Annotated in this window: 18 protein-coding genes; 4 read left to right on the plus strand and 14 right to left on the minus strand. The window is 72.5% G+C overall.

The annotated features are described in order from the left end of the window. Window positions 1-34 precede the first annotated feature (34 nt). Window positions 35-460, plus strand: a complete 426-nt coding sequence (gene dtd / locus B086_RS0122960) for a D-aminoacyl-tRNA deacylase (protein ID WP_026252679.1) — start codon at window positions 35-37, stop codon at window positions 458-460. A gap of 18 nt (window positions 461-478) precedes the next feature. Here the strand turns inward: dtd and B086_RS0122965 are convergent, their stop codons facing one another. The 6 genes from B086_RS0122965 to B086_RS0122995 form a co-directional block, all read right to left on the minus strand. Continuing rightward, entirely contained in the window at window positions 479-1,444 is a 966-nt protein-coding gene (locus B086_RS0122965) for a YgfZ/GcvT domain-containing protein (protein WP_018568779.1), read from the minus strand. A 10-nt stretch (window positions 1,445-1,454) separates the two neighbouring features. Continuing rightward, complete coding sequence (locus B086_RS0122970; protein ID WP_018568780.1) at window positions 1,455-1,892, minus strand: Fur family transcriptional regulator; 438 nt, start codon at window positions 1,890-1,892, stop codon at window positions 1,455-1,457. A gap of 57 nt (window positions 1,893-1,949) precedes the next feature. Continuing rightward, window positions 1,950-2,525, minus strand: coding sequence for an FABP family protein (locus B086_RS0122975; protein WP_018568781.1), 576 nt, complete (start codon window positions 2,523-2,525; stop codon window positions 1,950-1,952). 226 nt (window positions 2,526-2,751) lie between these two features. After that, window positions 2,752-3,681: a hypothetical protein gene (locus tag B086_RS0122985; protein ID WP_018568783.1), complete on the minus strand. Its 930-nt coding sequence runs from the start codon at window positions 3,679-3,681 to the stop codon at window positions 2,752-2,754. Continuing rightward, window positions 3,678-4,529, minus strand: coding sequence for a hypothetical protein (locus B086_RS0122990; protein WP_018568784.1), 852 nt, complete (start codon window positions 4,527-4,529; stop codon window positions 3,678-3,680). Before B086_RS0122990 ends, B086_RS0122985 begins: the two co-directional genes overlap by 4 nt. Further along, a complete protein-coding gene (locus tag B086_RS0122995) occupies window positions 4,526-5,284 on the minus strand; it encodes a hypothetical protein (protein WP_018568785.1) in 759 nt (252 codons plus the stop codon). The genes B086_RS0122990 and B086_RS0122995 overlap by 4 nt, the downstream gene beginning before the upstream one ends. Before the next feature lie 101 nt (window positions 5,285-5,385). On the opposite strand from B086_RS0122995, the gene B086_RS0123000 reads away from it, so the two are divergent. Continuing rightward, window positions 5,386-5,748, plus strand: coding sequence for a DsrE family protein (locus B086_RS0123000; RefSeq protein WP_018568786.1), 363 nt, complete (start codon window positions 5,386-5,388; stop codon window positions 5,746-5,748). Window positions 5,749-5,786: 38 nt separating this feature from the next. On the opposite strand, the gene B086_RS0123005 is transcribed toward B086_RS0123000, so the two are convergent. From B086_RS0123005 to B086_RS0123035, 8 genes are all read right to left on the minus strand, one after another. Continuing rightward, on the minus strand, window positions 5,787-6,044 hold the full coding sequence (locus B086_RS0123005) for a DUF3099 domain-containing protein (protein ID WP_026252680.1): 258 nt from the start codon (window positions 6,042-6,044) through the stop codon (window positions 5,787-5,789). A 97-nt stretch (window positions 6,045-6,141) separates the two neighbouring features. After that, complete coding sequence (locus B086_RS0123010; protein WP_004986406.1) at window positions 6,142-6,429, minus strand: DUF1416 domain-containing protein; 288 nt, start codon at window positions 6,427-6,429, stop codon at window positions 6,142-6,144. Window positions 6,430-6,471: 42 nt separating this feature from the next. Next, window positions 6,472-7,317 (minus strand): sulfurtransferase, encoded by an 846-nt coding sequence (locus tag B086_RS0123015; RefSeq protein ID WP_018568788.1) that lies wholly within the window; start codon window positions 7,315-7,317, stop codon window positions 6,472-6,474. 129 nt (window positions 7,318-7,446) lie between these two features. Further along, entirely contained in the window at window positions 7,447-7,527 is an 81-nt protein-coding gene (locus tag B086_RS46275; protein WP_350751515.1) for an Ms5788A family Cys-rich leader peptide, read from the minus strand. Window positions 7,528-7,714: 187 nt separating this feature from the next. Further along, window positions 7,715-8,440 (minus strand): DUF2993 domain-containing protein, encoded by a 726-nt coding sequence (locus B086_RS0123020; protein WP_018568789.1) that lies wholly within the window; start codon window positions 8,438-8,440, stop codon window positions 7,715-7,717. 189 nt (window positions 8,441-8,629) lie between these two features. Next, on the minus strand, window positions 8,630-9,967 hold the full coding sequence (locus tag B086_RS0123025; protein WP_018568790.1) for a hypothetical protein: 1,338 nt from the start codon (window positions 9,965-9,967) through the stop codon (window positions 8,630-8,632). Window positions 9,968-9,970: 3 nt separating this feature from the next. Then, the gene (locus B086_RS0123030; RefSeq protein WP_018568791.1) at window positions 9,971-10,225 is read right to left on the minus strand and encodes a MoaD/ThiS family protein; all 255 of its coding nucleotides are present in this window, start codon (window positions 10,223-10,225) and stop codon (window positions 9,971-9,973) included. Window positions 10,226-10,271: 46 nt separating this feature from the next. Then, the gene (locus B086_RS0123035; protein ID WP_026252681.1) at window positions 10,272-11,216 is read right to left on the minus strand and encodes an alpha/beta hydrolase; all 945 of its coding nucleotides are present in this window, start codon (window positions 11,214-11,216) and stop codon (window positions 10,272-10,274) included. A gap of 238 nt (window positions 11,217-11,454) precedes the next feature. Between B086_RS0123035 and B086_RS0123040 the strand changes: the two genes are divergently transcribed. Further along, window positions 11,455-12,240, plus strand: coding sequence for a response regulator transcription factor (locus B086_RS0123040; RefSeq protein ID WP_018568793.1), 786 nt, complete (start codon window positions 11,455-11,457; stop codon window positions 12,238-12,240). Between the two features lie 117 nt (window positions 12,241-12,357). Next, window positions 12,358-13,380 (plus strand): LacI family DNA-binding transcriptional regulator, encoded by a 1,023-nt coding sequence (locus B086_RS0123045; protein WP_078510108.1) that lies wholly within the window; start codon window positions 12,358-12,360, stop codon window positions 13,378-13,380. The last annotated feature ends 126 nt before the right edge of the window (window positions 13,381-13,506 follow it).

Consider the following 13,506-nt stretch of genomic DNA (forward strand, 5'->3'; position numbering starts at 1 on the left):
AAGCACGATATGGACGTCGGGCATCATGGTCGGCATGCGTGCAGTGGTGCAGAGGGTGGACGGCGCGAGTGTCGTCGTGGACGGCGAGACGGTGGGGGCGATCGAGGGCGAGGGGCTGTGCGTCCTCGTCGGCGTCACCCACGAGGACACCGAGGAGAAGGCGGCGCAGCTCGCCCGCAAGCTGTGGTCGGTCCGGATGCTGCACGACGAGAGGTCGTGCAGCGACACCGGCGCGCCGCTGCTGGTGATCAGCCAGTTCACGCTCTACGGCGACGCCCGCAAGGGCCGCCGCCCCACCTGGAACGCGGCGGCACCCGGCGAGGCGGCCGAGCCGCTGGTCGACGAGGTGGTCGCGCGGCTCCGCGCGCTGGGCGCGACGGTGGCGACGGGCCGGTTCGGCGCCCGGATGCGGGTGTCGCTGACGAACGACGGCCCGTTCACCGTCCTGCTGGAGATCTGAGCCGCGCGGCGCGGGAGCCTACGGCTCGACGACGGTCTCCTGGGCCGCCGCCGTGTCCCCCGCCATCAGCCGGGCGTCCACCGGGACGTTCCGCTTGACCAGGGCGAGGGCGACCGGGCCCAGCTCGTGATGGCGCGCCGAGGTGGTGATCACACCGATGCGGCGCCCGTCCGGGCCCTCGTCGGCGAGCCGGATCTCGGTGCCGTGCGCGGGCAGGCGCACCTCGCTGCCGTCGAGGTGGAGGAAGACCAGGCGGCGCGGCGGCTTGCCCAGGTTCTGCACCCGGGCGACGGTCTCCTGCCCCCGGTAGCAGCCCTTCTGGAGGTGCACGGCCGTGCCGATCCAGCCCAGCTCGTGCGGGATGGTGCGGTGGTCGGTCTCGAAGCCGACGCGCGGGCGGTGCTGCTCGACGCGCAGCGCCTCGTGGGCGAGGATCCCGGCGGGCGGCCCGGCCTCGGCCGCGTAGGATTCCAGGTCCTCGCGGGGCAGGAACAGGTCACGGCCGTACGGCGTCTCCCGGACGACGGCGCCCTCGGGGACCCCGGCGATCGAACCGGCCGGCAGGTGCACCACGGCGAAGTCGGCGGTGCGGTCGGCGACTTCGACGCGGTAGAAGAACTTCATCGACTCCAGGTAGGCGATCAGCGCCTCCTGGGTGCCGGGCTCCACATGCGCCCAGACGGTCTCGCCGTCGTCGACCAGATAGAGCGCGTGTTCGATGTGGCCGTGGGCGGAGAGGATCAGCGCCTCGGTGGCCCGGCCGGCGGGCAGATCGCTGACGTGCTGGGTGAGCAGCAGGTGCAGCCAGCTCAGCCGGTCCGCGCCGGAGACGGCGAGCACACCGCGGTGCGAGAGGTCCACGAAACCGGCGCCGTCCGCGAGAGAGCGCTGTTCGCGGAACAGGTCGCCGTAGTGCGCGGCGACGCCTTCGTCCACACCTTCGGCGGGGACGGCGCCGGGCAGCGACAGCAGGGGGCTCTTCATACGGGCAAGCCTACGACGCCGGGTCCGCGCCCTTCCGGGAGCAGTCCGCGCAGCGGCCGAAGATCGCGAAATGCTTCATGTCGGTGTCGAACCCGAACTGCCGGCGCAGTTTCGCGGTGAACTCCGCGGCCACCTCGACATCGGCCTCGATCACGTTGTCGCAGTCGCGGCAGACCAGGTGGAGGTGGTGGTGGCGGTCGGCCAGGTGGTAGGTCGGCGCCCCGTGCCCGAGGTGGGCGTGGCTGACCAGGCCCAGCTCCTCCAGCAGCTCCAGGGTGCGGTAGACGGTGGAGATGTTGACCCCCGACGCCGTCTTGCGCACTTCGCACAGGATGTCGTCGGGGGTCGCGTGTTCGAGGGTGTCCACGGCTTCGAGCACGAGTTGCCGCTGCGGCGTCAGCCGGTAGCCGCGCTGCCTGAGGTCGCTCTTCCAGTCGGTGCTCACCACACCACGAGTCTAGGGCCTCTCGTCCGGGCCATGCCGGGCCCGCGGGCCCTGGGGCGCCTACTTGAAGAAGGCGACGCCGTCGTCCGGGAGGTCGTCGGGGAGGGCCTTGGCCCAGCGCTCGACGTCCTCCGGGGTGACGACCTTCTTGAGGTGGGCCGACATGTAGGGGCGCAGCTCGACCTCGGGGGTCTGCTTCTCGCCGACCCACATCAGGTCGCTCTTGACGTAGCCGTACAGCCGCTTGCCGCCGGTGTAGGGGGCGGAGGCGGCGGTGCGGGCCACGGCGTCCGTGACCAGGTCGATCTGCGGCTTCTTGTCGGCCATCTCGCCGTACCAGATCTCGATGACGCCGTCGTCGCGGGTCATCGTGACCTCGACCTTGCGCTCGGCGTCGATCCGCCAGAAGCCGGACTCGGACTCCAGCGGGCGCACCTTGTTGCCCTCGTCGTCCAGCACCCAGGTGTGGGAGCGGTACTCCAGGAAGTCCCGCCCGTCATGGGTGAAGGACACTTCCTGGCCGAAGTTGCACTTCTGGGACCCGGGGAAGTCGTGCACACCGGCGCCGGCCCAGTCGCCGAGCAGGAACGCGAGGGGGACCAGGTCCTTGTGGAGGTCGGACGGGATCTCGATCATGAGCGGGGACTCCCGGACGTCGTCAGCGCTGGCCCTGGTACAGCTTCTTCACGGTCAGGTAGGCGAAGGCGAGGACGCCGACGCAGACCAGGACCAGCAGGGTTTCGAAGAAGATCTCCACGGGGTGCTCCTTGTCGAGCGCGGTGCGGTACGTACGTACTCAGGGCCGGACCCCAGCTTAGTAGGCGTGGGCCCGGCCCTCTCGGCGAGGTGCTCCCCCGGTGGCTCAGCCGAGCAGTTCGCTCTGGAGCGTCACCGTCTGCTGGAAGGGGACGGTGGCCGCGGAGCCCTTGCGGGACTGCACGACCAGGGCGAGGACGTCACCCGCGCGGAGGTACGCCTGGCGGGTCTGCTCGGCGCCGTAGGGCTTGGCCTCGGCGTAGGCGACGCGTTCGACGCCGTCCACCCGGGCCCCGGTCGGGAACCCGTCGTCGAAGACGGACCGCTCGACGCCCGCCAGCTCGTACCCGGGGCCGCCGGACTGCGAGAGCCCGTCGTCGTACAGGTGCTGCACGACGGCCGCGGTGTCGAACTGAAGCAGGTAGATCCGCGTCCGTGTGCCGTCCGCCGTGGTCCAGCCGCGGGCGGCGATGTGCCGCAGCCCGTGGTCGGTGAGCTGCTGCCCGAACTTCTCCCGGTCCTGCGGGCGGGCGTACGCGGTCAGGAAGTCCTTCGTCGCCAGCCAGCCGCCGGTGCCCCGCAGGGCCGTGTCCTCGTGGGCGCCGTGCGGCGCGGGCAGCAGCAGGGCGCGCAGGTCGGTGTAGTGCGCCCCGGTGATGTTGTCGGCGTCGTCCACCGCGGGACGGCCGGGCAGCAAGGGCGGCTTGACGACCGACGGGTAGTCCCAGCGGCCGTCGGAGGCGGTGGCGAGACCGGGGACATCCGTGCGGTCCATGCGGGTGACGCCGTACGCCGTCCCGGCACCGGCCGCCGCGAACACGGCGACGGCGGCGGTCCACCGCAGCAGGGCCCGCAGCCGCGGGCGGTCCTTGCGGACGGGCGGGGGCGGTCCGGCGGGGGCGGGCGCGATCTCGGGCGCGCTTCCGGCCTCGGTGCCGGACACGGCTTCCGGGCCGGTCACGGTGGCGGCCGGTTCGGTGGCGGCCGCCGGGGCGGGGGTGCTCCGGGCGTTCTGGTCCGTGCTCTGTTCGGTCATACCGCCTGCCCCGGTTCCTTGATGCGGTCGAGCTGGTCGCGGAGCATCTCGGCCGCGCCCTTCGTGTCGAGCGGCTTGGCCGCCTGCATGGTCGCGCTGACCATGACGTCGCCCTCGTACGCGGAGCAGGTCATCGCGTCGAGCTTCTCCTTGGAGTCCGTGGGCATCAGGAAGCACCGCGCGTTCTTGTGCCCCTCGATCCTCGGACCGGCCCGGAAGACCTTCAGGGCCTCGAAGAACTGCTGCTGGAACCCGGCGACGGAGCGCACGGTCCGGCTGCTGCCCATCCGGGCGAGCACGATCTCGACGGTGAAGGCGTGGTCGGCGTAGTAGGCGTCGTGGGCCGCGTCGCCGTTGCTGAGGTAGCTGCGCATCACCATGCCCTTGACCTGCTGTTTGTCGATCTCCTTCGCCAGTTGGCGACGCTGGGACAGGGGCAGGTTCCGCAACGCCTGCTTGCGCAGTTCGGTGGCCTGCGCCCCGCTCAGCTCGGCGTCGGTCCCGAACTCACCGATGTCCGGGCCGCGCACGAACTCCTGGGTGCCGTACGGCAGCAGCATCCCCTTCAGGCCGGTCGCCGCGTCCTGCCGCTGCCCGGCGGCCGCGGGTTCCGGCATGCGCCAGACCGGCGCCCCCGGGGAACGGTCGGCGTCGCGCACGACAGCGACGGTGTAGCCGGTGCCGCCGACGAGCGCCAGGAGCAGCACCGCGCATCCGGTGATGAGGCCCGCCCGGCGACGGCGCGGCGCGGGGGCGGCCGCCGGGTCCCGGTGGTCCGGACGTTCCGGCTGGTCCGGACGGTCCGGGGAGGGCGAGGGTGCGGGCTGGTCCGGGTGGTTCTCGTTCACAGCCGCCCCATCTGCCGCTCGGCCAGACTCATGATCTCCTTCTTGGTGATCGGCTTGGTGTCGTAGACGTAGATCTCCATCACGATGTCGCCGCGCCAGGCGTGCGCCTCGGCCCCGTACACCGGGACGTAGCCCGGCTTACGGTCCGGTTCGGTGTCCGCGAACGCCATGCCCGCGCCGGTGCCCGGGATCGGCCAGCGGTGGCCGCGGGTCTCCCGATCAGCCCAGTAGATGTCCCCTTCCGCGCTGTCCTCGGCGGTCAGTTCCTCTTCCTGGCGGTACTGCACGAGACGGACCTCGACCTGATGCGTGCCGTCGGTCTCCCACCGGACGACGGCCGCCCGCCGGAACTGCTGCGCGATGTTGTTGCTGAACGCCTTCTTCGGGCTGGTGAACTCGTCCGCGTACTCCAGCAGGCCCAGCCAGCCGTCCCCGGTCGGGGCGAGCCGGCCGTCCTTGGCCCCCTTCGGGCGGTCGACCAGCAGCTTGCGCAGGTCGCCGTCCGTCTTCACGCGGCGGTCCTGGGCGCCAGGCAGGGGTTCCGCCTCGCCCTTGGCCCGCTCGACCACCGGCTGGGACAGCGGCGGGAGCGGGGTGGGCGGGCGGTGGGCCTGGACGGCGTAGCCCGTGCAGGTGCCGGCGACCACGCCGAGGACGGCCGCGGCGGCGACGAGCAGCAGGGTGCGCCGGAGCCGGCGCGGTGGTCGGTCCGGCGCCCTCTCGGGTGCGGAACTCGGTCTTTCCGGTACTTCCACGACGTGCCCCCACAGAATGAAGCGCGCCTTCCGTGTGCGCGCTGCACAGGAGACACATGGGTCATGCATGGAGTTGTAAGGGAGTTGATTACGATTCAGTCATGGCGAAGAAGCTCGTGATCAAGGTGACGGCCGGGGCGGACGCCCCCGAGCGGTGCTCGCAGGCGTTCACGGTCGCGTCGGTGGCCGTGGCCAGCGGGGTGGACGTGTCGCTGTGGCTGACCGGGGAGTCCTCGTGGTTCGCGCTGCCGGGGCGGGCGGCCGAGTTCGAGCTGCCGCACGCGGCGCCGCTGCCCGATCTGCTCGACGCGATCCTCGCGGCGGGGCGGATCACGCTGTGCACGCAGTGCGCGGCCCGCCGGGACATCACCGAGCGGGACGTGATCGAGGGCGTGCGGATCGCCGGGGCGCAGGTCTTCGTGCAGGAGGCGCTGGGGGACGGGACGCAGGCGCTCGTCTACTGAGCAGCCCCGCGCACCCCGCGCCTTGAAGGCACCGCCGGTCAGTGGCGTTTCTTGCCGTCCAGCTCGTCCCACCACTCGTCGGACTTCGGGTCGCCGGACGGGTCGTCCCACCAGCGGTCCTCGGGGCCGCGCCGGTTGGCGACCATGGCGGCGACCGGCGGGATGACCATGGCGAACAGGCACATGCCGACGGCGGCCGGGACGGACCAGATGCGTACGACTCCCCAGGCCAGGACGAACAGCCCGATGCAGGTGCCCATCATGGCGAAATACGCGTGACGACGGCGTGCGTACATGTGTCCAGGGTAGGTCCGCGGGGCCCGCGCGGGCAGGCCGAAGGGCCGCACCCCCGGCGTCCAACCCCGGGTGCGGCCCTTCGCGTGCTCGGCGGTCTCAGACCGCGATCGCGACCTCCGCGAGGCCGCCCTGCTGCGCCACGACCGTACGGTCGGCGGTGCCGCCGGGAACGAGGGCGCGCACGGTCCAGGTGCCCTCGGCCGCGTAGAACCGGAACTGGCCGGTGGCGGAGGTCGGCACCTCCGCGGTGAACTCACCGGTCGAGTCGAGCAGGCGCACGTAACCCGTCACCGGCTCGCCGTCGCGGGTCACCTGCCCCTGGATCGTCGTCTCACCGGGCTTGATCGTCGAGGCGTCGGGGCCGCCGGCCTTCGCTCCACACATGGCGTACTCCTGAAGAGAGGTCTTGAGAGGTCGGTCGGGCGGTTACTTGCCGGAGCCCAGCTCGATCGGCACGCCCACCAGGGAGCCGTACTCGGTCCAGGAGCCGTCGTAGTTCTTGACGTTCTCCACGCCCAGCAGCTCGTGCAGCACGAACCAGGTCAGCGCGGAGCGCTCGCCGATGCGGCAGTAGGCGATGGTGTCCTTGCCCAGGTCGACGTCCTCGTCGGCGTAGAGGGCCTTCAGCTCCTCGTCCGAGCGGAAGGTGCCGTCGTCGTTGGCGTTCTTGGACCACGGGATGTTCTTGGCGGACGGGACGTGGCCCGGACGCTGGGACTGCTCCTGCGGCAGGTGGGCCGGGGCGAGCAGCTTGCCGGAGAACTCGTCGGGCGAGCGGACGTCGACCAGGTTCTGCGCGCCGATGGCCTTGACCACGTCGTCGCGGAAGGCGCGGATCGCGGTGTTCTGCGGCTTCGCCTGGTACGCGGTCTTCGCGCGCTCGGGCACATCGGTGCCGTCGACCAGCTCGCGGGCGTCCAGCTCCCACTTCTTGCGGCCGCCGTCGAGCAGCTTGACGTTCTCGTGGCCGTAGAGCTTGAAGTACCAGTACGCGTAGGAGGCGAACCAGTTGTTGTTGCCGCCGTAGAGGATCACCAGGGTGTCGTTGGCGATGCCCTTCTCCGACAGGAGCTTCTCGAAGCCCTCCTGGTCGACGAAGTCACGGCGGACCGGGTCCTGGAGGTCCTTGGTCCAGTCGATGCGGATCGCGTTCTTGATGTGGTTCTTCTCGTAGGCGGACGTGTCTTCGTCCACCTCGACGAGGGCGATGTTCGGGTCGTCCAGGTGTTCCTGGACCCAGTCGGCATCGACCAGGACGTCGCTGCGGCTCATGTTCCATCTCCTCCGGGGCAGTCGCGGGGGCGTGAGAGTGCGTGGCTGCGCGCTCGCGGGGCGAGCGGCGCATGAGGGGGCCCGGCCGGCAGGGCGGGCGGGAGACGCGGAGCCTCGCGGGGCGTCCGCTCAGAAGGGGCGACAGAGCATGGCGGCAACGCGGCACAGGTCCACTGCCCGCCGCTTGGTGAGATCCGCCTGTCGCTTCATGGCCTCGATCGTAGGGAGGGACAGGCGGCCATGTCACCGGCATGTCGCATGATGAGACGGGATCGTCCGCAATGCGGGATGGAGGGGTGGGAACGGAACGGCGGGTACGGGGTCGGGGCGGGCGGTTCCCCGGTCGGCGCCGGGTGTCCATCTGCGGTGCGGACGGGCGTGTCTCGCCAGTCGGACGCTATCCGGCCAGCCTGACCTTCGAGCCCTTCACCGTGATCTCGACGCCGTTCTTCGCGGCCCGCACCGAGGCGAGCCGGATGCCGCCGGGGAGCTGGTCGATGGCCTGCTGGAAGTCGGTGACCGACCGCATCCGGCCCTCGGCGAGCGCGAGACCGGCCAGGTCCGGCAGGCCGTCGGCCTTGACGCGCACCTTGTTGTTCTCGACGCTGACGGAGCTGAGCACCTGGATCGGGGCGGGCAGCGCGGACACCTTCACCGTCACCTTGATCTTGCCGTTGCCGCCGTCGGCGAGGCCGACCACCCGGGTGGTCACCCCCGGCAGGACCTGGGTGGACTCGGCCCCGGCGGTCTTCAGCAGCTCGTCGTAGGCGATGGTCGCGGTGCCGGTCGCGTCGGCGGCCGTGGCGGAGCTGTAGTCCCCGGAGAACTCGACGCCCTTCATGTCGGCCTTCAGGTCGTCGATCCGGATCTTCTGCCCCCGCTCGCCGCCGTCCGCCTCGTAGTGCTCGATGCCGACCTCGACGTCGTCCAGCTTCCCGCCCGCCACCTGGGTCAGGAACGGGAAGCCCTTGATGGACACGTCCGGGCTGCTCGGCAGGTGCTCCGTCTCCCGCAGCTTGTCCGCGACCTGCTGCTCGGCGAAGTGCACGGCCACCCGGTCGGCCACCGTGAAGAGCACGCCGAGGACCACGACGACGATCAGCAGTATTCGCAGCGCGCGCATCCCGTGCTTCCCCCACTCGGCGGTTCCCGACGGCCCCGGACGGCCGTCAGGCGCGAGCGTAACCCGCCGGACGGGCCCGGCCCGGACTTTGTCGACCAGCTGTTACCAGCTGTTACGAGGCGCGCCCAGCCCGAGCACCCAGCGCTGCGCCCGGCCCGAGCACCCGGCCCGAGCGCCCGCCCCGTGCGCTCAGCCCAGCGCGCGCCCCAGCAGCCACACCACCGGCGCCGCCGCCGACAGGGGCAGCGCCACCCCGGCGGTGAAGTGCACGAAACGCGAGGGGTAGTCGTAGGCGGCCACCCGGTGCCCGACCAGCGCGCACACGCCCGCGCCCGCGCCGAGCAGCGCGCCCTGGGCGCCGATCCCGGTCAGCCCGCCCACCGCGATGCCCGCACCGGCCGCCGCGAGCAGCGCGACCACCACCGAGGCGGCACCGGGCAGCGGCAGCGCCCGCGCCACCACGGCCGCCGCGACCGCCACCGCGCCCACCGCGACCGCGTCCGCGCCGACTCCCAGATAGCCGGTCGCCAGGATCGCCAGTGCCGCCGAGGCGACGGTCGCCATCAGCCCGTACATCCGCTCGTCCGGCTCGGCGTGCGAGCGCAGTTGCAGGACCAGGGAGAGCAGCACCCACACGCCGAGCGTGCCGAGGATCGCCGCGGGGGCGTGCGCCCGGCCCGCGCCGAGCACGGCCGCGTCCGAGACGAGGGCGCCCGCGAAGGCGAGGGCGATGCCCTGGCGGGCCGGCCACATGCCGTTCAGCCGGAACCAGCCGGCCGCCGTCACGGCCTGGAGCACCACCAGCGGCACGAGCAGCGCGTACGTACCGGCCTCCGCAGCGCCGGCCAGCAGCAGGCCCAGCAGCGCGGTCAGCCCGGCGGGCTGCATCCCCGGGTCGATGATCGGCGAGCGGCCCTCGGCACGGGCCCGCTGGGCGTCGGTGACCCGGGTGTTGCCGCCGAGGGTGGCGGGGCCGTAGCCGCCGGGGTCGGCGTCGGGTCCTTCATCCGCCGGGGCGGGGGCCGGAGCGACGGGCCGGGGCTGGGGCTGAAGCTGGGGTTCCGGGTGGGCCAGCGGGGGCAGGTAGGCCGTCCGCGCGGCGGCGGGCTCCGGCGCGGGGGCCGGTTCCCGCCCGGTGACGACGGGCTGCCCGTGCGTCTGGGTGTCCCAGGTCTGGCCCTGCCACTGCTGCGTGTGGTCCAGGTCCTGGCCATGGCCGTAGCCCTGGCTCTGGGCCTGGGCCTGCCCCTGGGCCTGGCTCTGGGAAGCGGCGTACGGATCGGCGTACGGCTGCTGCTCCTGGCCGGGCCAGACCTGCTGCGGGTGGGCGGCCTGCTGTCCGTACTGGTCGTACTGCTGGTGCTGGCCGTACTGCTGGTTGTGCTGCTGCCCGTACTGGTCGTACCGGCCGTCGGGCTGCTGCTGGTACCGCTGCCCGTGCTGCTGGTGCGCGTAGGGGTCGTGGCCCTCGGGGGCGCCCTGGCGGGGGTCGCCGTACCCGGCGCCCTCATACGGCTGGTCGGTCATCGCTCACCCTCCTGCGAACGGCGGGAGCACCTCGACCGTGCCGCCCTCGGTCAGCCGTACCGTCTCATGGTCGCGCGTCCCCACGGGGTCACCGTCGATGAGGAACGAGCAGCGCCGCAGGACGCGGGAGAGCTCGCCGGGGTGCCGCTCGCGCACCGCGTCGAGCGCACCGGCGAGCGTCTTCGCCTCGTACGGCTCCTCGGCGACCCCGGCTGCGGACTTCGCCGCGGCCCAGTAGCGCACCGTGACCTTTGCCATGCGTTCCTCGATACTCGGTGTCGGACCGGCAATGAACACGGTCAGGCTAGCCCGCCCGTGCGACGGCCCAGCGCGCGATGCGGTGCAGCAGGGGCCCGGGGGCGGCGTTCTCGGCGTGGCCCATGCCCGGCTCGACCCAGAGTTCGCCGTGGTCACCGGCCGCCGCGGCCAGCATCCGGGGGTGGTCGAGGGGGAAGTAGGCGTCCTGGTCGCCGTGCACGATCAGCAGCGGTACGGGCGTGATGCGCGCCGCCGCCTCCACCGGGGAGAGCGGGACGGGGTCCCAGGCGCGGTGGTGGATCCGGGTGCGGAAGCCGTAGCGGCCCACCAGGCGGCCCTCGGGGCGCATGACCAGCCAGTGCAGCCGGCGCATGGGAGCCGTGCCCCGGTAGTACCAGCGCGCCGGGGCGCTCACCGAGACCACGGCGTCGGTGTGCTCCGCCGCGCGCCCCCGGGCGCCGCCGCCCTCCGGGCCGTACAGCGCCGCGTGCCGCAGCACCACCGAGCCGCCCATGGAGAAGCCGACGGTGACCACGCGCGCGTGCCCGAGGCCGCGTGCCCAGGCCACCGCGGCGGCGAGGTCCAGCACCTCCCGGTCGCCGACCGTCGAACGGCCGCCGGAGGCGCCGTGGCCGCGGAAGGAGAAGGTGACCACGGCCCCGTACTGACCGAACGCCTGTGCGATACGACGCACGTGCGGGCGATCCAGGTCACCGGTGAAACCATGTGCGATCACGAAGACGGGGCGCGGGGCCGCGGCACCGGTCGGCACGTCCGTCCCGGACGCCCTGGCCGTCCCGCCCTTCCCGGCCGCCACAGGATCCCCGGTGGGGTCCCGGTGGGTCCGTCCGGCGGCGCCCGGCTCGTACAGCGCGTCGACCGCCACCCCGTCCGCCGCCCGCAGAAACCTTCTGACCTGCGTACGGGGCGGCGTCTCGGAGTCCGGGACGATCGTCGGACGCGCCACATGACCTGCCGGATCCCCGCTCATGTCGGCTATTCTGCTGGGAAGAGGACTCGGGCAGCGAAGCCCCCGGGTCCTTTTGTGCTTTCGGCGGGCGTTGTATACGACGCGGGAAACCGCAGGTGTACGCCGGTCGCCGGGGCGCGGTGGCTCTTGACACGCGGGCGGTACCCCAGCGCCGGGACCCCGAGGAGGAACCAGAGGCCATGGACGAGCGAACCGTGTACGACCATACGAGGCGGACGGCCCGGACAGGGTGGTCACGATGAGTTCACTGCTGCTCCTGACCAACGCCCTCCAGCCGTCCACCGAGGTGCTCCCCGCCCTCGGTCTGCTGCTGCACCAGGTGCGGGTGGCCCCGGCCGAGGGCCCCGCGCTCGTCGACACGCCGGGCGCCGACGTCATCCTGGTCGACGGGCGGCGCGACCTGCCCCAGGTGCGCAGCCTGTGCCAGCTGCTGCGCTCCACCGGACCGGGCTGCCCGCTGGTCCTCGTCGTGACGGAGGGCGGCCTCGCGGCGGTCACCGCCGACTGGGGCATCGACGACGTCCTGCTCGACACCGCGGGTCCCGCCGAGGTGGAGGCCCGGCTGCGGCTCGCGCTGGGCCGCCGGCAGCTCGTCGACGACGACTCGCCGACGGAGATCCGCAACGGCGACCTGTCCGTGGACGAGGCCACCTACAGCGCCAAGCTCAAGGGCCGGGTGCTGGACCTCACCTTCAAGGAGTTCGAGCTGCTGAAGTACCTGGCGCAGCACCCGGGCCGCGTCTTCACCCGCGCCCAGCTCCTCCAGGAGGTCTGGGGCTACGACTACTTCGGCGGCACCCGGACGGTCGACGTCCACGTACGGCGGCTGCGCGCCAAGCTCGGGCCCGAGCACGAGTCGCTGATCGGCACCGTACGGAACGTCGGCTACCGCTTCGTCACCCCGGAGAAGCCGGAGAAGAGGGCGGAGAAGACGCCGGAGACCGCGGCGAGGGCGGCGAAGACGCGGCCGGAGGACGCCGAGGGCGCGGGGAATCAGGGGAAGCCGGTCCGCGCGGAGGCGTGAGCCGGGGGCGCGGGGGCGGCGTGCCGTCACCCGTCCCCGCGGGCGGGACGTTGCGGTTGCACATCCATGCCTTGATATGCCCTGCCCGGGGCTGATCCATCCGCGTAGACTCCGCGCGTGGCCAAGGTGACTCGGGACGACGTGGCGAGACTGGCGGGGACTTCCACCGCCGTGGTCAGCTATGTGATCAACAACGGACCCCGGCCGGTCGCCCCGGCCACGCGCGAGCGCGTCCTCGCCGCGATCAAGGAGCTGGGGTACCGGCCCGACCGGGTCGCCCAGGCGATGGCCTCGCGGCGCACGGACCTGATAGGTCTGATCGTCCCGGACGCCCGCCAGCCCTTCTTCGGGGAGATGGCGCACGCGGTCGAGTGGGCGGCGGCCGAGCGCGGGAAAATGGTCCTCGTCGGCAACTCCGACTACGTGGCCGAGCGCGAGGTCCACTATCTGCGGGCCTTCCTCGGGATGCGTGTCTCGGGCCTCATCCTCGTCTCGCACGCGCTGAACGACCTGGCCGCCGCCGAGATCGACGCCTGGGACGCCCGCGTGGTGCTGCTGCACGAGCGGCCCGAGGCCATCGACGACGTGGCCGTGGTCACCGACGACCTGGGCGGCGCCCAGCTCGCCGTACGCCACCTGCTGGAACACGGGTACGAGTACGTCGCCTGCATGGGCGGCACCGCGGACACGCCCGCCGTGGGCGACCCGGTCTCCGACCACGTCGAGGGCTGGCGGCGCGCGATGGCCGAGGCCGGGCTGTCCACCGAGGGACGCCTGTTCGAGGCGCCGTACAACCGCTACGACGCCTACCGGGTCGGCCTGGAGGTCCTGGCCGGACCGGACCGGCCGCCCGCGGTGTTCTGCTCCACCGACGACCAGGCGATCGGCCTGCTGCGGGCCGCCCGCGAGCTGCGGATCGAGGTCCCCGGCGAGCTGGCCGTGGCCGGGTTCGACGACATCAAGGAGGCGGCGCTCGCGGACCCGCCCCTGACGACGGTCGCCTCCGACCGCTCCGCGATGGCCCGCGCGGCCGTGGACCTGGTGCTGGACGACGGGGTGCGGGTCACCGGCTCGCGGCGCGAGCGGCTGCGGGTGTTCCCCTCCCGGCTGGTGGTGCGCGCCTCCTGCGGCTGCGGCTGACGGCCCGCCTGCCGGTCCTCTCCCCTCCCCGCCGCCTCCCGCCCGAGGCGGCTTTATATCGGGCATACGAGGTTCTGTCGGGCTTTTCAGGGGGGACTCACGAAGCTCTCATGATCCCGGGACACT

This window comes from Streptomyces sp. PsTaAH-124, from assembly GCF_000373685.1.
GTDB classification, from domain to species: domain Bacteria; phylum Actinomycetota; class Actinomycetes; order Streptomycetales; family Streptomycetaceae; genus Streptomyces; species Streptomyces andamanensis.